Source organism: Pseudomonas syringae group sp. 247E2 (assembly GCF_032587795.1).
Taxonomy (GTDB): domain Bacteria; phylum Pseudomonadota; class Gammaproteobacteria; order Pseudomonadales; family Pseudomonadaceae; genus Aquipseudomonas; species Aquipseudomonas amygdali.
The window spans coordinates 51,114-74,762 of the sequence record NZ_JAWHPK010000023.1; the positions used below are offsets into that span (position 1 = coordinate 51,114).

The window sequence follows — 23,649 nt, forward strand, 5'->3', positions numbered from 1 at the left end:
TCTCAGGCAATGCGGGTGAGGTTCATCGCCTCGAGGGCCGTCACCAGCGCGTCCATGTCGTCGAAGGGTTTGAGGTGGATACGCGGCCAACGCACACGCTCCAGATACAGTTTGCCCTCGGCATTGCGCTGCACCGGTGTGCGATGAATCCATGTGTCACGAGCACGATGGACGATGGTCTGCAAATCGCCTTCGCCCTGTTGCACCAGAAACATTCCCGGCTTGAAGAGGCGTTGGTCAATGCTTAAGAGCCTGGCTGACTCTGGGCGCGACACTTCCATAGCCACTCGGTAATCGCCCTTGATGTAGACCTGTTCATTGGTTATGCCTCCCGTAACAAGCTCTCCCGGATCCGGTACTACGCCGGTCGATTTCCCTGGTGCCACATCGATAACCCGCAGACCGATCCCTCCTTGCAGTTCTGCAATACCGGGTACCACGCCCTGGTAGGTATTGGAATGGCTGTTGCCCACCAGCGCGATCCATTTGTGGGAACCCATCACGTCCTGATGCCTGCGGATTGTGCGCGACGCAAAGTAATTCATCATCTGCTGGCGGGTGATGGACTCTTCCCTGGCAATACCTTTGAGGTGATAGCTGCTTGCGCAGTCGATAGCGCGGACCTCCAGGCCGTACTGCCGCGCCTTGATGATCAGTTGTTCGAAGTTATAGACCTTGTCCGGGTCGGTGTGATGCCCACGGTCCAGGATTTTCAGGTCATGCAGCAACGTTTTGCTCATCTGGCCGGTTTCGAAGAAACGATCCAGGTCCGCCTGATGCAGGTCGGTCAGCAGGTGCTCCATGTACAACGTCTTGACGTTTTGCCGCGCCAGCAATGGCAGGTTGTCGATGATCAGTTTCTTGCTCGAAACAGAAAAATGCGACTCGCCGATAACGATGCCTTCCGTGTGACGGTACAGGGTTTCAAGCAGCCCCGCCGTGCTCGTCTGTGGCTCGATGGCTGGCAATGTCGGGCGAGGTGGCAGTTGGGCTGATCTGATCGTGGCGGCGTCCTTTTGCAGATTTTTGCGGCGCTGGGCGAACGTATTGCGAACAGTGTCGAGTTTTGTGTCTTCAAAGAAATACTCCATGTCGAGCCCTTTCCTTTCGAAGTTCGCCAATGTATGAAGCGTCGTTCTGGTATCAAGCGGCATCTCATAGGTCGCGTCGGCCAAGGATTGCTGGATCGCTGTCATCGGGCTGTCGGCAGTCCACTCTTCGGGTGGTACGCGTAGCCAGGTAGTGTTTTCGCCGTGGACAAACCCGTACTGGCCCGCCCAATGCTCGCCCTCGGCAACGGAGCCCCTCAGCTCGCGGATCAGCATGTCATCCACAGGGGTGGCGGGGGGCAGCGGAACGCCCGGCAGTGCAGGGTCGGCAAACGCAATGGTGAAGTCACAGCGAGTCGGCGTGTTTTGATGCGGCCCGTTGGTACCTTCACTTATGCGGGTCGGGCGTCCTGCCGGTATGTCCTGAACATGCACACTGACGACTCCTTGCATCTCGGCAATGCCGGGCGCCTGATCATGCGTCGTGGCAAGTTTCTGGTCGAGCAGTGCGACCCAGCGTTTGGAAGAGCCGGGTGCGATGTCCTGGCTGATGAGCCTGTGCCCGAAGAAGTTGCTCATTTTGCTGGCCGCTGCCGGATCATCAGCGGCGGCCAGCACCGAATGGCCGAAAAACGGGTAGCTTATCGACGAGCTGAACGGGCGCACTTCGATGCCGTGACGGTGGGCTTCCTTGATCAGGTGGTAGTAGTCGTATTCGCTGCTCGAGTTGTTCAAGGCGCCGCGATTGACGTCGTGCAGGTAGTACTTGAGCTCATGAGAGCCAGAGCGACTCTTTTTGCCCAGATGGCGATATCTGTTTAGTTTAAGCAGGTGTTTGTCGGTGAGCAGGTGTTCGATGTACAGGACCTCGACACGCTGTTCTGCCAGCAAAGGCATGTTAAGCAGGAGCAGGCGCTTGCTGGCTACCGACTTTGGGGCCTCGCTGAAAACCAACCCGTTGCTGTGCGTGAAGATGTGCTCGATCAGCGTCTCGACTCTACCGGGCAGGCCATAAGCGGGCAGTGTCGGCCTGGGCGGCGGAGAAAATCGGGCAAAAAATGCCTGAGCGTCCTGGTAGAGCTTTTCCCGAAACGCTGTAAAGGTCTGGCGTATTTCCGTGAAATAGGTCTCGAAATAGATTTCCAGACCTGCGCCGGTCGGGTCAAAGACTTCCTTGCTGATGACGATGTCCAGATGCGCTCTCATGGTGCTTGGCATCTCATAGTCGATCAACGTGTTGAGCGAGCCTGCGGCGGCATCTTCAGGCAGTGGCCTATAGTTCCCCGGACCGTCCAGCCCGCCGCCGCGCAAGCGCCGGTCGACGACCAGCCACTGGCCCTGTTCATTCAGGCGAACCGGCTGTTTGCCGAAGAATGCGAATGGATTGGCCGGATCGATGATCTGCCAGCAGCGCAGATGCGCATCGTATTGAACCTGAAAGGTGTTGCCTGACAACCTGATGTAATTTTTTCCGTTGAGTGCGTACACGCCTTTCGCGTGGCCGTCGGTGATACGTGGCACGTTATCCAGCGAAACGTCGACTGCCAGGTCGGTGCGCAGCCCGGAAGGCGCGCGCGCCAAGGCGTTGGGCGGTGGCAGGAGTGGCTGCCAGGCACCAGCGGCTTCTCGCAGGGCGAACTGACCGGTTGCCATCGGGGGCGCCGAGGCGACGTGGGGTGCATGGAAAACTGCAGCGTGACCATGGGCGTTGGGCTTGCCGATCAGAAAAACCTGCTCCTGCAGTTCAACCGGGTACAGGTCCTCGTAACGCGGCAGCGAGGACTGGCGCTGGAACGAGCGCAGGACCGGCGCTGATTGATGACCGTGCTCAAGCTGATGCAATACGCCGCCGAAGCCCTTAATGCCAACCAACAAGTCGCTGCCTGCGCCGATGCCGTTGAAGAGTGCCGAGAGCATGTATGTTGCAGCGCGTTGCTGGTCGCCTTCAGTCAAGGCGGCAACTGCCTGCCCGCTGTCATGCAATGAAAGCAGGCTGCCAACCGCAAAGCTTGCCGGTGGGAACGGCAGGGTCAAGGCGGTAGCAATTATCTCGACGCTGACCCGGATCAGCCGGACGAGCATGTCGTTGCGGCCGGTGGTGGTCTCTTCCACATCACGCAACCTGCGCTCCAGCGGCCTGTTGAAACAGGTATCGGCGAAGTCTGAAATGAATGCCTTGGGAATGACCGGAGGTTTGTTGGCCTTACCCTGCTGCATGTCGCGGAGCAAGAACGACAAGGTTCGGCGCGTCTTGATCCGGCAGCGATCCTTGTAGTAATCGATCATGCCTTCGCTAACGAGCGAGCGCACAAAGTCGCTGAACAGACGAAACTCGATACCGTCAGGCGCCTGTGGCGTGTAGAGCAGCGCAGCATGGCGAGTCTGTGTCGGCAGGATCACCAGGCAGCCCTGCACGGTTTCGACGTGGGTGAGCAGCGTGCTGGGGATGACCAGTTGATCGACGCCGGTCAGCCCCGAGGCGATAAACGGTTTGTCCACATGCACTTGCAGCGGGTAGAGGGGATATCGCTCGCGGGAGGCGGTGTCGTCAAGGTGGGCGTTATCCAGAGATTGTTTCAACCACGCATAGTGCGCTGCTTCGATATGACCTTTCAGCACGCTGCGCAATGCCGCTGCCTGCATCTGCAGTTGCGTGATCATCACGCTGAACTGGCGACGATAGGCATAGCCTTCGCTTTCGCTGTTCAGCAGGGTGTTTCTGATCAAGGCAATGTACTCGTCCGCCAGCCACTGACCGCGCACCGAACCTGCAACGGCAGCAGCTGACAGCGCGCTCACGTCGATGCCTTCCGGGCCGCTGAACGTCGCGTTGGTTGCTGCGGAAGCACGCAAGGGGTCAATGCTGTCGTCATAGCCATTGAGCAGCATGTCGGTGTAGGTCAGTGTTTCGCGCTCGGTAGTAATTACGATCAGGTCGGGGTCTACCGTGCCGGCTGGTACGTTCAGCAGCTTGCCGATTTGCTGGCTGGCACGTTGGTGTACGTAATCCTGGAATGGCTTGACTCCCGTGTGTGGCTGCGCCTGATAGTTGTCGAGCGCTCCGCCAATGGCCTGTTCAAGGGCCAACAGTTCCCGGCGCTGGGCGCGACTGGCGCGCAGGTACCAGTCCGGCGTATGCTTGGCCTGTTCGGAAAGCAATATGCGGGTCTGTTCGTCGGTAAAGCGGCGCAAGGCCGACTCGCAGTCCGCATGATCAATAAACTGAATGAAGTCTTTCGAAGGCTGGGGTTTGAGTGCCAGTGCCGTCAGTTGCTCTGCCAGTGCCGCACGGGCATCCACTTCCACCTGATCGAGCAGGTAGTTGACCATTGATGGCGAAGCAGTCCAGCCGACCACCTCGTGCAGCAGTTGGGTTTCAGTGTCGAAGGCTTTGAAGTACTGCTGCCCGGGTGCATCGGTGGCGACCATGATCAGCCGCTGCGTACGCCCCTCGGCACCCTGCTTGCGAAACACCAGCAATCTGGCCATCACGTTGCGGTTGTTGAGTTTGATCTGTTGTACACGCAATGCTGGATCGGATGCGCGCGCTGCCGGGCCGGTCAGTGCCGCGACCATGGCGAAATCACCGGGCTGGATATGCCCCTGCATCTTCGCCGCCCAACCCTGCGCGGTCAGTCGGGTTCGCGCCAGTGCGCAGAGCATTTGCCGGTTGTGCTCTTGCTGGTAAGCCTTGCGTTGAAACTCGCCAAACTCCGCCCGCAGATCGAGCTCATCGATCACTCCGGCAAGGTAAGCCGGATTCAATGCCGAGCAGGCTGCATCAAGCGGTTTGCCATCAAGAGTGATAACGGTGTGATCGATAAAGTCCGAGCCTGCACTCTCGTCTTCCGGGTGCAGGCCATAGAGTGCCAGCTCGACCAGTGAGCATGTCACGCGGTAGGTCTCGCTCGTGGATGGCAGCGTGCGCCGCGTGTCGATGGTCAATGCGCGTGGGTCCAGGTCATGGCCCAGGTCATCGGCCAGCCGGGTGCGCAAACGTGCTTCGGCAAAATGTTCTGGAGAGGCCGCGATGCCCAGTACGCTGAGCATCGCTGCATGCGCCTCATCGTAGTGTCGCAAGTGCCAGGCATAGGTCTGCAGGTCGGCTTCGCTGGCTATCTTCATCCAGTCCGGCAGGCTTCGATGATACTGACGTTGCCTGTTGGTCAGTTCGCGCAGTTCGAGCATGTAGGCAGGGCCAAGCAGGCGGCGCATGTCGATGGCTGCCTGAATCAGCGCCTGACGTGTTGCCCGGTCTTCAGTATCAGGTCGTTCGCACGCATGGCGAATGTCATTGCGCTGCTTGTTCAGCAGGCGATCCAGGGCATGCATGAAGGGGGGGGTGGTGACCGGCTGTAGTTGCAGGTCTTCAGCCTTGAATGGCTCAAGGTAAAGGTCGGCGTCCTGGATGATCTTGAAAAGCTGATCTTGATGACGCCTTTCCATCGTGTTCAGAAGAGCATCCTGCAACGTCGCTGTGTTGAGCCAGCGCGTCAGGGTTGCGAGCATCAGGGCCTGCGTGGCAAAGCCCATGATACCGAGCCCGGGTAACATCAGCAGCGTGCGTCCCTGTTCCTCGGATATCGCCAGCGCGCCTGCCATTTCAACGTGTTCGTCATCGTGCAGTTGCACATGCAGCGAGGCGTAAGTGAGCGCCGGGCTTTGATCGGGCGAGTCCGGCAGGCAGACAAGATAGCCACTCTCCAGATCACGCTCGTGAATCCTGACGCTGGCTTCATCACGCAAGGCTCGCTGCAGGGCAGGTACAAGCCGGTCGCGGCGGCTTTCAGCGTTTTTGCCAGGGTCTGTCCAGTAGTCATCGGTCTGTTGCAGCAGGCTGAATATTTCCAGTTCCCGTTCAGAAACATCGGAACCGCCAAGCGCAGTCAACAGCGCTTCGCCCGGGCCAGGCTGGGCCTTCAGCTCGATGGCCAGAAGTGTGCGCAGTTCATCGAGCCTTTTCAGTGCGGCGGAGGCGGCAGGCCAGGTATCGGCAGGTTTCAGTGGTGTAGGCGTTATAGCCAAAGAGGACAGTGTTTGTGTCATGACAGGCGTTCCATTGCGCGCTTCAGGCGCTGAGGTTTGAGCGACGGCCGTCGGGCCGGCGACGATGGGCCTCAATTAATCAGAAGCAACGGGCGTCAGGTCGTAGATAGTTATTGATGCTGAGAAAGAGATGTTTCCTACGCCGTCTGGCGGGCATCCCCGATGACATTTCAGCGCGTCGAGCCAATCCTTGGTCATTACGTTATAATCCCGCCCTTTAGCTGCCCTCAGCCCGCTGTGCGGGGGCACACCTTTTCTCGGGCGCAATGCGCCTGCATGCAGACTAAAGAGGCTAGACCCTAGTGGCATTGACGATCCTTGGCCTGTCCGGCGCCCTTAGCCATGATCCTTCCGCAGCGCTTTATATCGACGGCAAGCTGATAGCAGCGGCTGAAGAAGAGCGCTTCGTTCGTGACAAACACGCGAAGAACCGCATGCCCTACGAGTCGGCGAAGTTCTGTCTGGAACAGGCAGGCATCAAGCCTTCGGACGTCGACGTGGTTGCAATTCCGTTCGCCCCCATCAGCCTGTTCGGCAAGGCCCGCTGGCACTACGCCAAGCGCTACTGGTACGCGCCGGATCGCGCCCTTGATGCGTTGCTGATGGGCAACCGCCGCTATAAGCGCTACCGCAACAAGATCGTCTGGTGCCTCGAGCAACTGGGCTTCGATCCGAAAAAGATCAAGATCGAGCCGGTCGAGCATCACCTGGCCCACGCATCCAGCGCCTACCACTGCTCCGGTTTCACCGAGAAAACCGCGATCATGGGCATCGACGGCAAGGGTGAGTACGCCACGACCTTCTTCGGCTATGGCGAAAACGGCAAGATCCACAAGATCAAGGAATTCTTCGATCCGGACTCGCTGGGCGGCCTGTATGGCGCTATCACCGAATTCCTCGGTTTCGAGATGCTCGACGGCGAATTCAAGGTGATGGGCATGGCACCGTACGGCGATGCCAGCAAGTATGATTTTTCGCGTCTGGCCACGTTCGAGAACGGCGAGCTGATCATCAATACCGAGCTGGCCAATGTCATTGGCCTGCGTCGCTATAAAGAGAACGGCAAGGGCTTCTACTTCTCGCCGAAGCTGATCGAGTGGCTCGGCCCGAAACGCGTTGGCGACGTAGCCGACGAGCCCTACATTCACTATGCCGCGAGCATGCAGGCACTGTTCGAAAAGCTCGCGTTGCAGATGATGGATCACTACCTGGGTGACATCCTCAAGGAGACCGGCAAGATCGCTTTCGCCGGTGGCTGTGCGCTTAACGTCAAACTCAACCAGCGCATCATTGCCCGTCCTGAAGTCAAGGAACTGTTCGTGCAGCCTGCGTCCGGCGATGCCGGTACGGCGGTTGGTGCCGCGGCTTATGTGTCCCACGCTCGCGGTGTGCCGGTCGAGAAGATGGAACACGTCTACCTTGGCCCGGCGTACAGCAACGAAGACGTGATCGCGGCCTGTGCTCGGCACCCGAGCAAGCCGGTCTGGCGTCAGATCGACAATACGCCACAGCGGATTGCCGAAATCATGGTCAAGGGCAACCCGGTTGCCTGGTTCCAGGGACGCATGGAGTTCGGTCCGCGTGCGCTGGGTGGTCGCTCGATCATCGGTTGCCCGAGCGTTACCGGGGTAGCCGACCGTATCAACCATCAGATCAAGTTCCGCGAGCGCTGGAGGCCTTTCTGCCCGTCGATGCTCGACACCGTCGCGCCGCAGATGATCAAGATCGATCACCCGGCACCGTTCATGACCTTCACCTTCGAAGTGGCGGAAGAGTGGAAAACCCGTGTTCCGGAAGTCGTCCATGAAGACGGCACTTCCCGTGCCCAGGTGCTCAAGCGCGAATACAACCCGCGCTACTACGACATGATGAAGGCGCTGGAAGAACTGACCGGCAATGGCGTTTCCCTGAACACCTCGCTCAACCGCCGTGGCGAACCGATGATCTGCTCGCCGACCGATGCGCTGAACATGTTCTTCGGCTCGGACCTCGAGTACCTGATCATGGAAGACATCCTGGTGGTCAAAGAGGGCGTCGAGGCTTATGACACGCTCGGCTGAACGTCACGTACTGCAGTTCTGTCACGGCTATGATGGGCCGTTTCTGGACTGCGCACGGCAATACGCCAGTCTGTTTGCCGGCAAGGGCTATCGGGTGACGACGGTGTTTCTGACCGGCGCCGCCGACCCCGACGTAGTCGCCGACTGCGGCTCGGACGAAGTGCTGTTCATGGAATACAGCTCCAGCGCCATTCGTGGCCTGAAGCTGGGTGCCATCCGTGACCTGCGCAAAATTGCCGCGACGCGCTCGTTCAGCTTTTGCATCGCGCACCGCTTCAAGCCGGTGTACATCGCCCTGTTGGCGACGAAGTTACCGGTGATCGGTGTGCATCATGCGTTCGGCGATTACCACCGGCGCAGTCGCAAGCTGTTCGCCAACCTGTTTCGCAAGCGCCTGAGCCTACTCGGTGTTTCCGATGCGGTCCGCGACGACATGCGCAGCAGCCTGCCCAAGTGGCCGGCCGAGCGCATTCAGACGTTGTACAACCGGATCGACGTCGAGCAACTGCAGGGCAGTCAGTTTTCCGCTGAAGATGCCCGCGCAGAGCTGGGTCTGTCTGCCTCGGCCTGGATCGTCGCCAACGTCGGTCGCCTGCATCCGGACAAGGATCAGGCCACGCTGTTGCGCGGCTTTGCCGAAGCGCTGCCCAATCTTCCCGAGAACAGCCAGCTGGTGATTCTCGGCAAGGGCCGCCTGGAAGAAAACCTCAAGGCGCTTGCGCTGGAGCTGGGCATTGGTCCGCACGTGCTGTTTCTTGGGCAGGTGCCTGACGCCCGCCGCTACTTCAAGGCGTTCGATGTATTCGCCCTGAGCTCTGACCACGAGCCGTTCGGTATGGTCCTTCTGGAGGCGATGGTGGCCGGTGTGCCACTGGTTGCAACGTCCTGCGGCGGCGCGAAGGAAGTGGTCGAAGACGTGGGTCTGCTGTTCCCGCTGGGTGATGTTCACAGCCTGGCGCACGGCCTGGTACACATGGCCGGTCTTGACGCCGAGCAGCGTCAGGACTGCGCCGAGCGCATGTTGCTGCGTTTGCGCGAACGCTTTTCCGATCATGCTGTGCGCGATATCTTCTGGCGGCTGCCGCAAGTCTCCAGCCTGACGGCGGGGGCCTGATGCTCAATCGATTCAAAGGCTGGCGCGAGCGTGGCTGGGTGCAGATCGACGCGGCTGCTTACGAGCAGGCATGGCAACGGTTGGGTGGCAGCGTAGCCACTCATCCGCTGGTCGTTGCGCGCCTGTCGGAATTTTCCGGTATTGCTGTGCGTTATCTGGCCTGGGAGCAGGGCGGCGAAGTAAAGGCAGCGATTGCCACCTGGGGGCGTTCGCTGGCGCTGTCCAAGGACGAACTCAAGCGTCACGGCAAGAAAGGCCTGTTCGATCTGGGCAACGCCGAACTGATTTTGCCGGTGGCCGACGATATTCAGGTCCCGGTCCGCCATCGTGCCCGCTATGTGTCTGCGCTCAACGAGGGCCGCATCAGCACCTTCAGGCCGCAGACCGAATCGCTGGCGATGGCGCGTACGCCCGAAGAACTGTCCAAGAAATTTCGTTACAACCAGCGTCGTGAACTTCGCTTGCTGGAGGAGGCTGGCGGTACGGTAAGACCTGTCAGCGAGTTCAGCAGCGCCGAGCTGGCGAGTATGTATTGCGATCTGTTTCAGCGTCGCTGGGGCTTTGAGGCCACCGGTGCCCGGCACAAGGCCGAGGTCATCGAATTGCTGCGTGAACTGCTGATCGGTTCGGTGGTGTTTCTCAACGATGCGCCGATTGCCATTCAACTGGTGTATCGCGTCGAAGCGCCGCAGTGGGTCAGCATCGAGTACGTCAACGGCGGTGTCGATCCCGAAACCCGGGACTTCAGCCCAGGCAGCGTGCTGAGTTTCGTCAATACCCAGTCCGCCTGGGAGAACGCCCGCGCCTTGGGCAAATCACTGCGTTTTTCCTTTGGTCGTGCCGACCGCGAGTACAAGGACCGATGGTGCAACCCCGTTCCGGTGTTCCAGATTTGAGTCGCAAGCAACAGTTGCTCAAGCGCCATCGCCGTAACAAGCGGCTGGCGTTACTGGGTGGCCTGCTGCTGTTGATTGCCATCGGCGTGTTGACGGTCTGGTGGCTGGTGCCGCTCGTGGCTGTTTGCGCATGGGTCGCCCATGAAGCCTGGTTTGCCGATCATCTGTTTTATTCACCCACCGACGACTATCAGTACAGTTTTCCGGCCGACAGCGAAGTACCAGGCGTCCGCCTGGACGGTGGCACGTTGCTGATCGACCCCGCCGTGCAACTGAACGGCGACGAAACATTGATACTGGCACTGACAGTAAAAAGCACCTGGCTGGGACGTTTTCTCGACCCGGTGGTGGAGTTGCAGGGGCAGGCCTTGAGTGACCGGCAGGCCTTCGAGCGTGGCGTTTGCGGCGTGCGTTATCTGAACCTGACCGGTCTTGGCGAGCCGCTGGCTGCGGGTGCCCTGCAACTGCGCGGACGTTTCTGTCGTCTTGCCGGTACGCCGCGCCTCTGGCTGTTTCGTCAGGCGGATGCGCGAAAGCAGCGTGTCATGGTCATCGCGCCGCATGCCGACGATGCCGAGCTCGCCGCGTTCGGGCTTTACAGCCAGGCCGAGGAAGCCTGGATTGTCACGCTGACCGCCGGTGAGATCGAGGCTGAACATTATCGCCAGATGGGCATGCAGCGCGCCGAAGCTGCGCGCATGAAGGGCCGCTTGCGGGCCTGGGACAGTATCGCCGTGGCGCGCTGGGGCGGGGTGCCCGAGTCGCAGTGTGTGCAATTGGGCTATTTCTGCCTGCAACTGCCCGCCATGCAGGCTGCGCCGGATACGCCGGTCGCCTCGCGTGAGGCGGATCTGACCGATACGCGGTTGTTTCGCCAGTTCAATACGCTGCCATTGCCCGGCGATGACGGCCTGCCAACCTGGAATAACCTGCTCGCCGACCTGCGTGCACTGGTCCTCAAGGCCAGGCCGCAGGTTATTGTCATGCCGCACCCGGCCATCGATCCGCATCCCGACCATATCTGTGCCCAGGCAGCCGTGCGTGAAGCGCTGGCCGGTCTTGAATGGCAGCCAGACGTGGTGCTCGGTTACGCCAACCACTTGCACGACAACGACCGTTGGCCAATGGGCGATGCCTACAGTGGCATCAGCCTGCCGCCGGTATTCGATGCCAGTCTGCCGCTGGTACCGTACAGCCTGCACTTATCGGTTGCGGCCCAACGCGACAAGGCAATGGCGCTGGGTATGATGCATGACCTGTTGCCGCCGATGCCGTTCAAACGCCGTGTGCGCCGTACGTTGCAACGCGTTCTGGCCGGTCGCCACTGGCCGGCCGAAGGCGAAAACGAATTCTTCCGCAAAGCTGTGCGACGACACGAGTTGTTCTGGCGCAGCCGTGACATCTGATTCAGCAGGCGCAGTACTGCAAGGAAAACCATGAAAGTTCTACTTCTGGTCCAGAAAGAGCAGCGTGCGATTCTGGACCGTCTCTATGACGGCATCGCGGCACACTGCGAATGCGATGTGCGCTGGCTGAGTTCCGCGGAGCAACGCAACCTGCGTGGCTATTTCCGCCGCGAAGTGGACGTCAGCCGTTATGACCGGATCGTGTTTTTCCTGCGCTTCAAGCAGGAAGTGCGTCAGGTCGGCTTCATCCGCACGATTCCCAACCTGGTCATCCTTGAACACGATGCCTACCAGAACTACATTCCTTGCAAATACACCGGCAAGTTCAGTGCGCACTATCGCAAGCTGCCTTGGGCGCGGGTGATCTGCTCGGGGTTCATGGTCAGCGAGCGCCTGCGCCAGGAAGGCTTCGACGCGGTGTTCGTGCCCAAGGGCTATGACCAGAGCCTGTTGCAATTGCAGGCGCGTGAGCGTGACATCGAACTGGCGTTCGTGGGCAGCACCAACAGTGTGGCCTACAGCGGCCGCAAGGCGTTGCTGGATGAGTTGGGGCAGGTCGAGAATCTGCTCGTCACGCGTACCAAGTCCGGGGAAGAGTATTGCGACACCCTTAACCGCATCCGCTTTTTCGTCAGTGCCGATGTCGGCATGGGCGAGTACATGATCAAGAATTTCGAGGCCATGGCCTGCGGTTGCGTGCTGCTGGCCTTTGATCAGGGCGCTGAAGAAAATCGCGCGCTGGGCTTTGTCGACATGCACAACATCGTGCTCTATCGCGACATTCCCCAGCTTCGTGAAAAGCTGGCGATGTTGCGCGAGAACACCGTGCTGGCCAGCGAAATATCCTGTAATGGGCAGACTTTGGTCGAAGAACGCTTTACATTCCATGCCCTTGGAAAAGCCATCGTGGACGCAATGCATTCGCCGCTGCGCAGCATGCCGGCGATGAGCTGGCTCGATCGCCTGCGGTCACGGTTGGGATGGTAAGGAATTATGAATATTCAATGATTGGGAACGAATGATGGTATTCAGCGAAAACAGCGACATTACGCTGGTCGTCACCAGTTGTGGTCGATTCGACTTGTTGAAGCGCACCCTGGAAACGTTCGACCGTTTCAATACCGCGCCCATACGCCATGTGCTGATTACCGAAGACTCGGGTGATGCTCAGGTCCAGGCCTGTATTCCAGAACACTGGCGCCCGCATACACGTTTCATCATCAACAGTCCCAAGCTGGGGCAGATGCGCTCTGTCGATGCGGCCTATTCGTTGGTGGAGACATCCTGGGTTTTCCATTGCGAGGATGACTGGGATTTCTACCGCCCGCACTTCATCGAAGAATCAATGACGCTGCTCAAGCACGATCCTCAGGCATTGCAGGTCTGGTTGCGCAGCTACAATCATGATCTGCGTATTCACAGCCCCTATGTTTATCTGAACGAGCGTGAAGTGGTCGAAGGTATCCCGTTTTACAAGCTGGGCTCGCACAAGCCGGAGTGGCAGGGTTTTTCCTTCAATCCCGGGCTGCGCCGCCTGGCTGATTACCAGCAGCATGCACCGTATGCCGAGCATGGTGGCGAGAAGAAACTTTCACAATTATTCGCGTCGCAAAACCGTTACGCTCTGATTCTGGAAAATGATGCCGTATTGCACACCGGGTTCGGTGAGCATGTGGTGGTGCCGCAGGAGCGGCTCGACAAACAGCGTCGCAAGCGTCGTGATCGCGTCAAGCTGATCATCGCTGTGCTTGCTGGTCTGGTAACAGGTTGGTTGCTCAATAATGTCAGTTGACCGAATCACAATCCCCAGCAACAAAGTACAGACGTATTTCACCGTAGCGATTGTTGTCTTCCTGCTGAGTTTCATTCTTAACCCGTCAGCCAAGATCACCAACAATCTGTTTTACGCATTCACCGCCTTGCCGGGCTTGTTCTTCTTGATCAAGTACCGCGGCGCCGGGGTGTTTGCAGAGCCGCTGGGCATAGCCTGGGCTGTATTCATGGCGTGTTTTCTGGTGCCGGCGCTGCAAGCGCAGGAGTTCCAGTATTACAAGCATATTGTCTACGTCAGCCTGTTTGTCTTTGTCGTGGCCGGTATTACGGAAAACGGTTTCTTCCGGCGCGGTTTGTTCGTGCGCGGCATGTTCTGGGCCATCTGCCTGTACATTCTGCTCAGCAGCATTTACAGCTGGGTAACCGGGAAATTCGAGTTCGGTCAGCGTGTGGCCATTCTTCCGGGGCGTATGGAGAATGTGATCTACACCAGCGCATGGCTGGTTTGCAGCCTCGCCCTGGCACTGCCGCTATGGGCCAGAGAGCGGCGCTGGATTGAAGCGGTGTCTGCAGTTCTTGTTACTCTGGTGTTAACGGCTTTCGTCGTCCAGACCCGCACCGCGCTGGTGGGCGCAGCCTTCCTGTTTGCCATCTGCACAGCATATTCGCTTTACCGCTTTCCACTGCGCACTGCCGTGGCCTTGCTGGTGGCGGGCGTTGTGGCTGCCATAGGTTTCTGGCTTGTGAAGGATGAGCAGTGGGTCGCTCTGCTGATGGTCAGAGGTGACTCTTATCGCGTCGAGCTGTTTGAAATCATGACCGGTGAATGGCGTCGCTGCGGCTGGGTGCTGGGTTGTGGTGTCGATTTTTATACCACCCAGACTCTGACGGGCGGTATGCCCATCCAGCATCCACACAACATTTTCGTGTCGCTGGGGCTGTACACCGGCGCGGCTTCGCTGGTGATGTTTCTGGTCGTGATGGCGATGACGCTGTGGAACGCCTTGCGTAACGGTGATGCCTGGGGCCTATATCTGGCCTGCGCGCTGTTGATGCTCAACTTTGACGGTGGCCAGTTGGTCGGTAACCCGGATGAGCTTTGGGTGCTGGTATTGTTACCGGCAACGATGGTGCTGGGCCGTATTGTGCAGGCGCATCGGCTCAGGCAGCAGCAGTAAGATAAAAAATGGCCGCTTCGAAAGCGGCCATTCTTTTAGTGAAAGCGTTACTGAATAGCCTGGACCAGTTCGCTCGTGTCGCACAGGCTCTGAGCGCTCATGTAGCCATCGAGGAAGGCCGGGTTGCCGTTGTCCAGCAGCCACTGGCGATCTTCCTGATAGCGCAACATGTGCTTGAAGTTGCGCAGGCGCAGGCTTTTACGCAATGCGCGGCGATAGGTTTTCATGTCGGCAATGTCGATCAGGCCGAGGCTGCCTTCCGGCGTGAGGATCACGTTGCCAAGATGGGCCGAGCGAAAGTAGATGCCCTTTTCATGCAGCCCGGCAATGAAGCTTCCCAGTTGCCTGCGCAGCTTGTCGTCGGCCACCGCACTGCCCAGCAACTGACGCAGGGTGAAACCAGCCAGCGGATCATAATGCACGGCATCGCGCTCGATCTCGGCGATGCGGCTGACCGAGCGTATGCGCGGGCAGGGAATGCCGCGTTTGATCAGCGTTTCACAGTTGTCTGCGAAGCGTTGGGCATAGGGATACCAGGCTGCCGAGCTGACAAGGCGTTTGCGGCGAAACAATTTCAACATGGAGCCGTCACGCAGACGTAGTACTTTGTCGCCCGTGCCATCGGCTTCAAGCACTTCGGCACCTTGAACCAGATCAAGGTAATGGGCGTGGTCAAGCGCTTGCATCAATACTCCGGTTTTTACGCCCCAAGGGCTACTGGTCGTCATACAGAAGCCGGATTGCAGGCTTCAAGCAGCGGTCAGAAACCCTTGGGAATGGACGAGCCGCCTATGTTACCGCAGCAGGCAGCCGCGAAAACTGCTGTGATACAATTCGGCCTCTTTTTAATACGACGGATTCTCATGACAACCACCGAATCGTCCTCGACTTCCAGCGTGAAAATCTATTTCCGTTTGTTGTCTTATGTGCGTCCGTATGTGGGCATCTTCCTGCTCAGCATCATTGGTTTCGTGATCTTCGCCTCGACCCAGCCAATGCTTGCCGGCATCCTGAAATACTTCGTCGATGGCCTGACCAACCCTGAAGCCGTGCTGTTCCCCAATGTGCCTTATCTGCGTGAGCTGCAACTGTTGCAGGCAGTGCCGTTGCTGATCGTTCTGATCGCCGCATGGCAGGGGCTTGGCTCTTTCCTGGGTAACTACTTCCTGGCCAAGGTGTCTCTTGGGTTGGTCCATGACCTGCGGGTGGAGCTGTTCAACAAGCTGCTGGTACTGCCCAATCGTTACTTCGATACCACCAATTCCGGCCACCTGATTTCGCGTATCACGTTCAACGTCACGATGGTCACCGGTGCCGCCACCGATGCCATCAAAGTGGTGATTCGTGAAGGGCTGACCGTGGTGTTCCTGTTCATCTACCTGTTGATGATGAACTGGAAGCTGACTCTGGTCATGCTCGCCATCCTGCCGCTGATTGCCGTCATGGTCGGCAGTGCAAGCAAGAAATTCCGCAAGCAGAGCAAGAAGATTCAGGTAGCGATGGGCGATGTTACGCACGTTGCCTCGGAAACCATTCAGGGCTATCGCGTGGTACGCAGCTTCGGTGGCGAGTCCTACGAACAGAACCGCTTCGCTCAGGCCAGTGACAGCAACACACGCAAACAACTGCGCATGACCAAAACCGGTGCCATCTATACGCCGATGCTGCAACTGGTGATCTACAGCGCCATGGCGGTGCTGATGTTTCTGGTGCTGTTCCTGCGAGGCGATGCTACCGCGGGCGATCTGGTTGCCTATATCACTGCGGCCGGTCTGCTGCCCAAGCCGATTCGCCAGCTGTCGGAAGTCAGTTCGACGATCCAGAAAGGCGTCGCTGGGGCCGAGAGCATCTTCGAACAACTGGACGTGGAAGAAGAAGTCGATACCGGCACCATCGAGCGTGATCGCGTGACCGGCCACCTTGAGGTGAAGAATCTCAGCTTCTTCTACCCGCAGACCGAGCGTCAGGTGTTGAACGACATCAGTTTCTCCGCAGCGCCTGGGCAGATGATTGCGCTGGTAGGCCGTTCCGGCAGCGGTAAATCGACCCTGGCCAACCTCATACCGCGTTTTTACGGGCACGAGATGGGCAACATCCTGCTTGATGGCGTTGAAATCAATGATTACCGCCTGCGCAACCTGCGCAGGCACATAGCCCAGGTCAACCAGAACGTCACGCTGTTCAACGACACGATCGCCAACAACATTGCCTATGGCGATCTGGCAGGTGCTCCGCGTGCCGACATCGAAGCGGCGGCCGCCGATGCCTATGCCAAAGAGTTCATCGACCAGTTGCCGCAGGGGTTCGATACTCAGGTGGGCGAAAACGGCGTGCTGCTGTCCGGTGGTCAGCGGCAGCGTCTGGCCATTGCTCGCGCACTGCTTAAAAACGCACCGCTGCTGATCCTCGACGAAGCCACGTCGGCGCTGGACACCGAGTCCGAACGCCACATTCAGGCGGCGCTGGATCACGTCATGAAGGGCCGTACCACGCTGGTTATCGCTCACCGCCTTTCGACCATCGAAAAGGCTGACATGATTCTGGTCATGGACGCCGGGCAGATCGTCGAGCGCGGTACGCATACCGAGTTGTTGGCACAGAACGGCTATTACGCCCGTCTGCATGCCATGGGGCTGGACGAGCCGTCACCTGTCGGCGCAGTCTGATTTCGCTCTCACCGGGCGGGCCGCTTTGGCCTGCCTGCCTTCGGGCGGTGTGATTCAACAGCCTGTCGGTTATAAACCCCTGTGCTAAGATTCCGCCCCTGTCCATTTTTCAAGTACGGGTTGTTCCATGAAGCTATACATGCCGCGCTTTGATCAGGCCCCTGTCCTGGTGGTTGGCGATGTCATGCTCGACAGATACTGGCATGGTGGTACCTCGCGTATTTCCCCTGAGGCGCCGGTGCCTGTGGTCAAGGTCGATCAGATCGAAGACCGCCCGGGCGGCGCTGCCAACGTGGCCTTGAACATCGCTGCGCTGGGTGCACCGGCTTCGCTGGTCGGTGTGACGGGTGACGACGAGGCCGCAGAAAGTCTGGCCAACAGCCTGAAAGCAGCGGGTGTGCTGGCGCGTTTTCAGCGCATTGCCAATCAGCCCACTATTGTCAAGCTGCGCGTTATCAGTCGCCATCAGCAGTTACTGCGTATCGACTTCGAAGAACCGTTCAACACTGACCCGCTGGCACTGAGTGCAGAGGTCTACAGCCTGCTCGATGGCATCAAGGTGCTGGTCCTGTCCGATTACGGCAAGGGCGCGCTGAGAAACCATCAGGCACTGATTCAGGCTGCCCGCAAACGCGGTATCCCGGTGTTGGCTGATCCCAAGGGCAAGGATTTCACGATTTATCGCGGTGCCAGCCTGATTACGCCGAACCTTAGCGAATTCGAAGCGATCGTCGGGCATTGTGAAGACGAGGCACAGCTGGTCACCAAAGGCGCGCAGCTGATGCAGGAGCTTGACCTGGGCGCTCTGCTGGTGACCCGTGGTGAACATGGCATGACCCTGCTGCGTCCTGATCAGCAGGCGCTGCATCTGCCAGCCCGCGCTCGCGAAGTGTTCGATGTGACCGGCGCCGGTGACACGGTAATTTCCACTCTCGCAGCAGCGATTGCTGCGGGCGAGGAACTGCCGCATGCGGTGGCGCTGGCCAATCTGGCAGCAGGCATTGTGGTCGGCAAGCTGGGTACAGCAGCCATCAGCGCCCCGGAACTGCGCCGCGCCATTCAGCGTGAAGAAGGTTCCGAGCGCGGCGTGCTGGGGCTGGAGCAACTATTGCTGGCGGTCGATGATGCGCGCGCGCACAAAGAGAAAATCGTCTTCACCAATGGCTGCTTCGACATCCTCCACGCAGGTCATGTGACCTACCTGGAGCAGGCGCGCGCGCAGGGTGATCGTCTGATCGTTGCCGTCAACGATGATGCGTCTGTCAGCCGCCTGAAAGGGCCGGGCCGTCCGATCAACAGTGTCGACCGGCGTATGGCCGTGCTGGCAGGGTTGGGTGCAGTGGACTGGGTGATCAGCTTCCCTGAAGGCACCCCTGAAAATCTGCTGAGTCACGTCAAACCGGACGTACTGGTAAAGGGCGGTGATTACGGCGTTGACCAGGTGGTCGGTGCCGATATCGTCCAGGCGTACGGTGGCGATGTGCGTGTGTTGGGGCTGGTGGAAAACAGCTCGACTACGGCAATTGTCGAGAAGATCCGCGGGCAGGGATAGTTTTTAGCTGCGAGCCGTAAGCCAAGGCAAATCAAAAGGCTTGAGGCTCACAGCTTGCCGCTCATGGCGTGCAGCAGCTCCCGAGCTTTTCCGGTCAGGCGTTTCAGTCCTGACTTCTTCGCCGGTGGGGCCATGCCCTGCTGGCGTAGCCAGTCCTTCCAGCGAATTCGTTCCTCACGCACGATCCAGCCATCCTGCGCGGCGAAACTTTCGGCCAGGTACAGCCCTCGGGTGCCAGCCGGGATCAGTTTGTCGCGCTTGAGCGTGTACAGCTCGGGCAGCGGCACTCCATTTTCCAGCGGCATCAGGTACAGGTCGGGTTTGCTGCGGTTGAGGCGGGCGACCAGTTGATCGTTTTCAAGCACTTCATCGACATGGAAAAGGCTGACCGGGCGCGCTTCCTTGGGGATTTCCAGACGCATGTCGTAAATCAGCTGCAAGGACGCGGTGGGTAAATGCACATAAGCCCGTGGGCGCTCCAGCAGTGTCAGGCTGCCGCTTCGCACCGGCCGTGCTGCGCCGGAGAGCGGACTCAGACGAAAGGGCATGGCCTCGCGATAATGCAGCGCAGCGGCATATGGCGCAGGCAGCCAGGTCTCTTTGAACAGTCCACTCAGCCAGCCCTGAGGCGTTTCGATCATGCACTCTTCGGCCACTTCCTGAATGGCGGTATGCAGTGGCAGGGTCAGTTCGTGGGCCGGCACATAACCCGAGATCAGCTTGAGTACGACGTCGCCACGGTCCTGGCGACGCTGGCGAACCAGCACCCAGTAATCGCGATTCTGCCAGCTGACGGTAAGGCGAACGGACACCCCCAGATTGGCAAGCTCGGTGGAGAAGCGTTCGGTGTCTGGCACGTCGATCTTGCGCCGCCGCTGCAAGGTCTGCGCGAAGTTCATCGGCATACCGATGCTCTGGTAGCTCAGGCCTTCCGGCGTGGCCTCGACAAACAGCGGCAGGGTCTTGAAGTTGCTGGGGTTCTTGCGGATCAGTGTTCGCGGCATAACGGCTCCTTCTTGCGTTGGGGTCGGCCGCCTCAATCAGGCTTGACGGCAAATCACGGCAGCGGCAGTTGCAACGTTGTGCGCCAGGTGCAACGGATTGATGGTGCCGACAATAGCACTGGCTACCGCCGGATGTTTAAACAGTAGCTGAAAACTGGCCTGCACCGGGTCTGTGCCCGGCGTCAGACAGACATGACCGCTGGCCAGCGCTTTCTTCACCAGGATGCCTTTGCCGTGGGCGGCAGCGTAATCCAGCACCGGTTTCTCGCCTTGCTCGTTGAGGTTGTAGGTGACCATCGCACAATCCCCCTCGCGCAATGCCAACAGGCCGCCTTCGACCGTCTTGCCGGAAAAGCCGAAGCCGCGAATCTTGCCTTCGCGCTTTAGGTCGGCGAGGGTCTTATACACCTCGGCCTCGTTGAGGATCGCCAGGTCGTTGCCGTCCGAATGCACCAGCACCAGATCGAGAAAATCGGTTTCAAGTCGTTTCAGGCTGCGCTCGACCGATTTGCGGGTGTGCTCAGCGCTGAAGTCATGGCTCGACTGACCGTTGTCGAATTCTTCGCCGACCTTGCTGACAATCACCCAGTCCTGGCGCTGACCGCGCAGCAGCGGTCCCAGGCGCTCTTCGCTGGTGCCATAGGCGGGTGCAGTGTCGATCAGGTTGATGCCCATGTCGCGGGCCATACGCAGCAGCATCTGCGCCTGCTGGTCATCGGGAATCTTGAAACCGCTGGGGTATTTGACGCCTTGGTCGCGGCCCAGCTTGACGGTGCCCAGGCCAAGGGGCGATACGCTCAGGCCGCTATTGCCCAGCGGGCGATGCAGGTCGTGCAGGGTTTTCAGGCTCATGGCAGCAGCTCATCCCAGACAGGTATGGCCATCGGCGGCCTTGGTACATCAACCAGTGGTGACTGCGGTGTCGGGTGAATGCCATCTCTCGAAAGCTGCGACAGAACCCGGTCAGCGAAGTCCGGAGCCAGTGCCAGTTTGGTCGGCCAGCCAACCATCAGGCGACGCTGGCTGTCGAGAAAGGCGTTGTCTGGCCGCACCAGCCCCGACTGGGCAGGCTCGGCGCGGTCCACGCGCAGGGTCGCCCATTGTGCCTGACTCAGGTCGACCCACGGCAGCAGGGCTTCAAGCTCCTTGCGGGCGACGGCGATCTGCGCGTCCGGCTCGCGTGCCACGCCCTCGGCCTCAGCCAGATCGCCACCCAGGTACCACACGCACTGGCCGTCAGCCGCAGGGTGGGTGGTGACCGTGATGCGTGGCTTGGGCCCGCCGCCCAGGCAGTGAGCGAACAGCGGCTTCAGGGTCGGCCCCTTGACCAGCACCATGTGCAACGGGCGGCGCTGCATCTGCGGTTGCGATACGCCAAGTGCATTGAGCAGGTCGGCGTTGCCACCGCCGGCACTGAGTACGATGCGCTGGGCATGAATATCGCGCCCATCGACGCGCAGCCCGATCAGCTCATCGCCCTCGAAGAACGGCTCGATGTGTTGACCGGCCAGCAGGCTGTCACCGGCCAGCTCGGCGAGTCGCTCGATCAGGCTCGGCACATCGACCACCAGTTCCGCGAGACGATAGACCTTGCCCTTGAATTTGGGGTTTTGCAGTGCGGGCGGTAATTGCTCGCCCTTGACCTGATCCACACGGCCGCGCACCGCCTTGCTGGCGAAGAAGCTGGTGAGATTGCCGGCGATGGTGCCTGGCGACCACAAGTAGTGGGCCTCGGACAGCAGGCGTACACCGGACAGGTCCAGCTCGCCTTTGCCATCGAGAGCTTCACGCCAGCGGCGCGGCATATCGGCGATGGCCTCGGAGGCACCGGAAAGCGCGCCGTGCAGCGCGTACTTGGCACCGCCGTGGATGATCCCCTGAGACTTGAGGCTTTGCCCGCCACCCAGGCTGGCGCTTTCTACCAGCACTGTCGAGAACCCTTGACGACGCAACCGGGCGTTGAGCCATAGACCGGCTACGCCAGCCCCGACAATCAGCACGTCAGTGGAAATAACCGATGGCATGAGCACCTCAGTGAGCAAAAAGTACGAGTATTATAAAGGATCGGCTTTTCAATGCCCGGCGGTTTTCGAGAACAGCTGGATGACGGCTACGCCAGCCACAATCATGCCCATGCCCAACAACGCGGGCAGGTCGAGTTTCTGGCCGTAGATGAAGAACGCCGCAATGCTCACCATGACAATGCCCATGCCCGACCAGATGGCGTAGGTGATGCCGACCGGGATCGTGCGCATCACCAGAATCAGCATCCAGAATGCAATCGCATAACCAGTGATCAGCAGCAACAGCGGCAGGGGAGTGCTGAACCCTTTCACGGCTTTCATGGAAGTAGTGGCGATGACTTCTGCGCAGACGGCGATAGCCAGCAGATAATAAGCGTTCATGGTGCATTCCTTTTCGTCAGGCTGCGCATTCTAGCGACTTGTGATGGCGGGCTGATAAACTCCGCGCCCATGAATAGAACCCTTTATACCCTACTGTTTCATCTCGGCCTGCCACTGGTTGCCCTGCGCCTGTGGTTACGTGCGCGCAAGGCTCCGGCGTATCGCCAGCGCATCGGCGAGCGGTTCGCCAGCGGCCTGCCTGCCATGCAGCGCGGTGGTATCTGGGTGCATGCGGTGTCAGTGGGCGAAAGCATCGCGGCCGCGCCGATGATTCGCGCGCTGCTGCTGCAATACCCCCAACTGCCGATCACTGTGACTTGCATGACGCCCACAGGTTCGGAACGAATCAAGGCGCTGTTCGCCAGCGAACCGCGCATTCAGCATTGCTACCTGCCGTATGACTTGCCTTGGGCGGCAGGGCGTTTTCTCGATCATGTGCAGCCCCGGCTGGGCATCATCATGGAAACCGAGCTGTGGCCCAACCACATCCACCAATGCGCCCTGCGCGGGATCCCCGTGGTGCTCGCCAATGCGCGGCTTTCGGAGCGCTCGGCGAGGGGCTACGCACGTTTTGCCAAGCTTGCCCGGCCGATGCTGGCGCAAATGGCCTGGTTCGCGGTGCAGACAGAAGTCGAGGCGCAGCGCTTTCGTGATCTGGGCGCGCGTCCCGAGTGCGTTGCAGTGACCGGTTCGATCAAGTTCGACCTGAGTATTGACCCGCAATTGCTGGAACGTGCCGCGCACTTGCGTGAGCAATGGCAGGCGACGCAGCGTCCGGTATGGATCGCCGCCAGCACCCATGCAGGCGAGGATGAAAGCGTTCTTTCAGCTCATCGCACGTTATTGACGAGCCATCCTGATGCGCTGCTGATCCTGGTGCCGCGTCATCCCGAGCGTTTCGACAGCGTGCATGCGCTGTGTCAGCAGCAGGGTTTTGCGACGGTTCGGCGCTCATCCGCGCAGGCTGTCACGCCGGACGTCTCGGTGCTGATGGGCGATACCATGGGCGAATTGCTGTTTCTCTATGCGCTGGCAGATATCGCTTTTGTGGGCGGCAGCCTGGTGCCTAACGGCGGTCACAACCTGCTGGAGCCTGCTGCGCTGGCCAAACCGGTGCTCAGCGGCCCGCACCTGTTCAACTTCCTCGAGATTGCCGCCATGCTGCGCACTGCCGGTGCGTTGCAAGAAATCAGCGATGCGACCACGCTGGCCGCCGCCGTGCAGGGGCTTTTCGACCAGCCACAGCAGGCTCGCAGCATGGCCGATGCAGGGCTGGCTGTGATGAAGGCCAATCAGGGCGCGCTGCAACGCCTGCTCGACGGGATCGGGCGGTTGATGGGCAGGCGCTGAGTCGGAGGACGCGGAGCGTCCAGAACTGCATGCCGACGCAGAGCGTCGGCACGATAGTTGAGCTCGTCCAGACGCCTATCGTTCCTCACGCTCCAGCGTGGGAATGCCTTGGGTGACGCTCCGCGTCACAAATCTGCGTCGCGCTGCATG

The 23,649-nt window shown here is 59.6% G+C and carries 16 protein-coding genes; 10 read left to right on the forward strand and 6 right to left on the reverse strand.

Features of this window, described 5'->3' with window-relative positions; all coding sequences use genetic code 11:
• Positions 1-2: 2 nt before the first annotated feature.
• Positions 3-6,095 (reverse strand): membrane-targeted effector domain-containing toxin, encoded by a 6,093-nt coding sequence (locus RYC18_RS19325; RefSeq protein ID WP_316886614.1) that lies wholly within the window; start codon positions 6,093-6,095, stop codon positions 3-5.
• A 302-nt stretch (positions 6,096-6,397) separates the two neighbouring features.
• On the opposite strand from RYC18_RS19325, the gene RYC18_RS19330 reads away from it, so the two are divergent.
• The 7 genes from RYC18_RS19330 to RYC18_RS19360 are packed head-to-tail and all read left to right on the forward strand — an operon-like array spanning position 6,398 to position 14,522.
• A complete protein-coding gene (locus RYC18_RS19330; RefSeq protein WP_002551776.1) occupies positions 6,398-8,155 on the forward strand; it encodes a carbamoyltransferase in 1,758 nt (585 codons plus the stop codon).
• Positions 8,139-9,269 carry a glycosyltransferase gene (locus tag RYC18_RS19335; RefSeq protein WP_316886615.1) on the forward strand — a complete coding sequence of 377 codons (1,131 nt, stop codon included), beginning with the start codon at positions 8,139-8,141 and terminating at the stop codon, positions 9,267-9,269. Before RYC18_RS19330 ends, RYC18_RS19335 begins: the two co-directional genes overlap by 17 nt.
• The gene (locus tag RYC18_RS19340) at positions 9,269-10,165 is read left to right on the forward strand and encodes an antimicrobial resistance protein Mig-14 (protein WP_005731093.1); all 897 of its coding nucleotides are present in this window, start codon (positions 9,269-9,271) and stop codon (positions 10,163-10,165) included. The genes RYC18_RS19335 and RYC18_RS19340 overlap by 1 nt, the downstream gene beginning before the upstream one ends.
• Positions 10,162-11,571 (forward strand): PIG-L family deacetylase, encoded by a 1,410-nt coding sequence (locus RYC18_RS19345; RefSeq protein WP_010206905.1) that lies wholly within the window; start codon positions 10,162-10,164, stop codon positions 11,569-11,571. The genes RYC18_RS19340 and RYC18_RS19345 overlap by 4 nt, the downstream gene beginning before the upstream one ends.
• A 30-nt stretch (positions 11,572-11,601) precedes the next feature.
• Complete coding sequence (locus tag RYC18_RS19350; RefSeq protein ID WP_005743025.1) at positions 11,602-12,558, forward strand: glycosyltransferase; 957 nt, start codon at positions 11,602-11,604, stop codon at positions 12,556-12,558.
• A 31-nt stretch (positions 12,559-12,589) separates the two neighbouring features.
• The gene (locus RYC18_RS19355) at positions 12,590-13,363 is read left to right on the forward strand and encodes a glycosyltransferase family 2 protein (protein WP_005743024.1); all 774 of its coding nucleotides are present in this window, start codon (positions 12,590-12,592) and stop codon (positions 13,361-13,363) included.
• Positions 13,353-14,522, forward strand: coding sequence for an O-antigen ligase family protein (locus RYC18_RS19360; protein ID WP_054994580.1), 1,170 nt, complete (start codon positions 13,353-13,355; stop codon positions 14,520-14,522). The genes RYC18_RS19355 and RYC18_RS19360 overlap by 11 nt, the downstream gene beginning before the upstream one ends.
• 47 nt (positions 14,523-14,569) lie before the next feature.
• Here the strand turns inward: RYC18_RS19360 and RYC18_RS19365 are convergent, their stop codons facing one another.
• Positions 14,570-15,208: a toluene tolerance protein gene (locus RYC18_RS19365; RefSeq protein ID WP_316886616.1), complete on the reverse strand. Its 639-nt coding sequence runs from the start codon at positions 15,206-15,208 to the stop codon at positions 14,570-14,572.
• 177 nt (positions 15,209-15,385) lie between these two features.
• Between RYC18_RS19365 and msbA the strand changes: the two genes are divergently transcribed.
• Together msbA and hldE are read left to right on the forward strand one after the other, a co-directional pair.
• Positions 15,386-17,188, forward strand: a complete 1,803-nt coding sequence (msbA, locus tag RYC18_RS19370) for a lipid A export permease/ATP-binding protein MsbA (RefSeq protein ID WP_316886617.1) — start codon at positions 15,386-15,388, stop codon at positions 17,186-17,188.
• Between the two features lie 127 nt (positions 17,189-17,315).
• Positions 17,316-18,740, forward strand: coding sequence for a bifunctional D-glycero-beta-D-manno-heptose-7-phosphate kinase/D-glycero-beta-D-manno-heptose 1-phosphate adenylyltransferase HldE (hldE, locus tag RYC18_RS19375; RefSeq protein ID WP_316886618.1), 1,425 nt, complete (start codon positions 17,316-17,318; stop codon positions 18,738-18,740).
• A 47-nt stretch (positions 18,741-18,787) separates the two neighbouring features.
• On the opposite strand, the gene RYC18_RS19380 is transcribed toward hldE, so the two are convergent.
• The 4 genes from RYC18_RS19380 to RYC18_RS19395 are packed head-to-tail and all read right to left on the reverse strand — an operon-like array spanning position 18,788 to position 22,149.
• Positions 18,788-19,744: a hypothetical protein gene (locus tag RYC18_RS19380; RefSeq protein ID WP_002551786.1), complete on the reverse strand. Its 957-nt coding sequence runs from the start codon at positions 19,742-19,744 to the stop codon at positions 18,788-18,790.
• 36 nt (positions 19,745-19,780) lie between these two features.
• Entirely contained in the window at positions 19,781-20,596 is an 816-nt protein-coding gene (locus tag RYC18_RS19385; RefSeq protein ID WP_316886619.1) for an aldo/keto reductase, read from the reverse strand.
• Positions 20,593-21,768: an NAD(P)/FAD-dependent oxidoreductase gene (locus RYC18_RS19390; protein ID WP_005743019.1), complete on the reverse strand. Its 1,176-nt coding sequence runs from the start codon at positions 21,766-21,768 to the stop codon at positions 20,593-20,595. Before RYC18_RS19390 ends, RYC18_RS19385 begins: the two co-directional genes overlap by 4 nt.
• Before the next feature lie 48 nt (positions 21,769-21,816).
• Positions 21,817-22,149: an SMR family transporter gene (locus RYC18_RS19395; protein ID WP_002551789.1), complete on the reverse strand. Its 333-nt coding sequence runs from the start codon at positions 22,147-22,149 to the stop codon at positions 21,817-21,819.
• A gap of 69 nt (positions 22,150-22,218) precedes the next feature.
• Between RYC18_RS19395 and waaA the strand changes: the two genes are divergently transcribed.
• Positions 22,219-23,499, forward strand: coding sequence for a lipid IV(A) 3-deoxy-D-manno-octulosonic acid transferase (gene waaA / locus RYC18_RS19400; RefSeq protein WP_005743018.1), 1,281 nt, complete (start codon positions 22,219-22,221; stop codon positions 23,497-23,499).
• Positions 23,500-23,649: the final 150 nt, after the last annotated feature.

What these genes read in the sequence shown, in the direction of transcription:
- RYC18_RS19325 (WP_316886614.1), bottom strand. Translation starts at nt 6,095, where the DNA reads ATGACACAAACACTGTCCTCTTTGGCTATAACGCCTACACCACTGAAA.
- RYC18_RS19335 (WP_316886615.1), top strand. Translation starts at nt 8,139, where the DNA reads ATGACACGCTCGGCTGAACGTCACGTACTGCAGTTCTGTCACGGCTAT.
- RYC18_RS19340 (WP_005731093.1), top strand. Translation starts at nt 9,269, where the DNA reads ATGCTCAATCGATTCAAAGGCTGGCGCGAGCGTGGCTGGGTGCAGATC.
- RYC18_RS19350 (WP_005743025.1), top strand. Translation starts at nt 11,602, where the DNA reads ATGAAAGTTCTACTTCTGGTCCAGAAAGAGCAGCGTGCGATTCTGGAC.
- RYC18_RS19355 (WP_005743024.1), top strand. Translation starts at nt 12,590, where the DNA reads ATGATGGTATTCAGCGAAAACAGCGACATTACGCTGGTCGTCACCAGT.
- RYC18_RS19360 (WP_054994580.1), top strand. Translation starts at nt 13,353, where the DNA reads ATGTCAGTTGACCGAATCACAATCCCCAGCAACAAAGTACAGACGTAT.
- RYC18_RS19365 (WP_316886616.1), bottom strand. Translation starts at nt 15,208, where the DNA reads ATGCAAGCGCTTGACCACGCCCATTACCTTGATCTGGTTCAAGGTGCC.
- msbA (WP_316886617.1), top strand. Translation starts at nt 15,386, where the DNA reads ATGACAACCACCGAATCGTCCTCGACTTCCAGCGTGAAAATCTATTTC.
- hldE (WP_316886618.1), top strand. Translation starts at nt 17,316, where the DNA reads ATGAAGCTATACATGCCGCGCTTTGATCAGGCCCCTGTCCTGGTGGTT.
- RYC18_RS19380 (WP_002551786.1), bottom strand. Translation starts at nt 19,744, where the DNA reads ATGCCGCGAACACTGATCCGCAAGAACCCCAGCAACTTCAAGACCCTG.
- RYC18_RS19385 (WP_316886619.1), bottom strand. Translation starts at nt 20,596, where the DNA reads ATGAGCCTGAAAACCCTGCACGACCTGCATCGCCCGCTGGGCAATAGC.
- RYC18_RS19390 (WP_005743019.1), bottom strand. Translation starts at nt 21,768, where the DNA reads ATGCCATCGGTTATTTCCACTGACGTGCTGATTGTCGGGGCTGGCGTA.
- RYC18_RS19395 (WP_002551789.1), bottom strand. Translation starts at nt 22,149, where the DNA reads ATGAACGCTTATTATCTGCTGGCTATCGCCGTCTGCGCAGAAGTCATC.
- waaA (WP_005743018.1), top strand. Translation starts at nt 22,219, where the DNA reads ATGAATAGAACCCTTTATACCCTACTGTTTCATCTCGGCCTGCCACTG.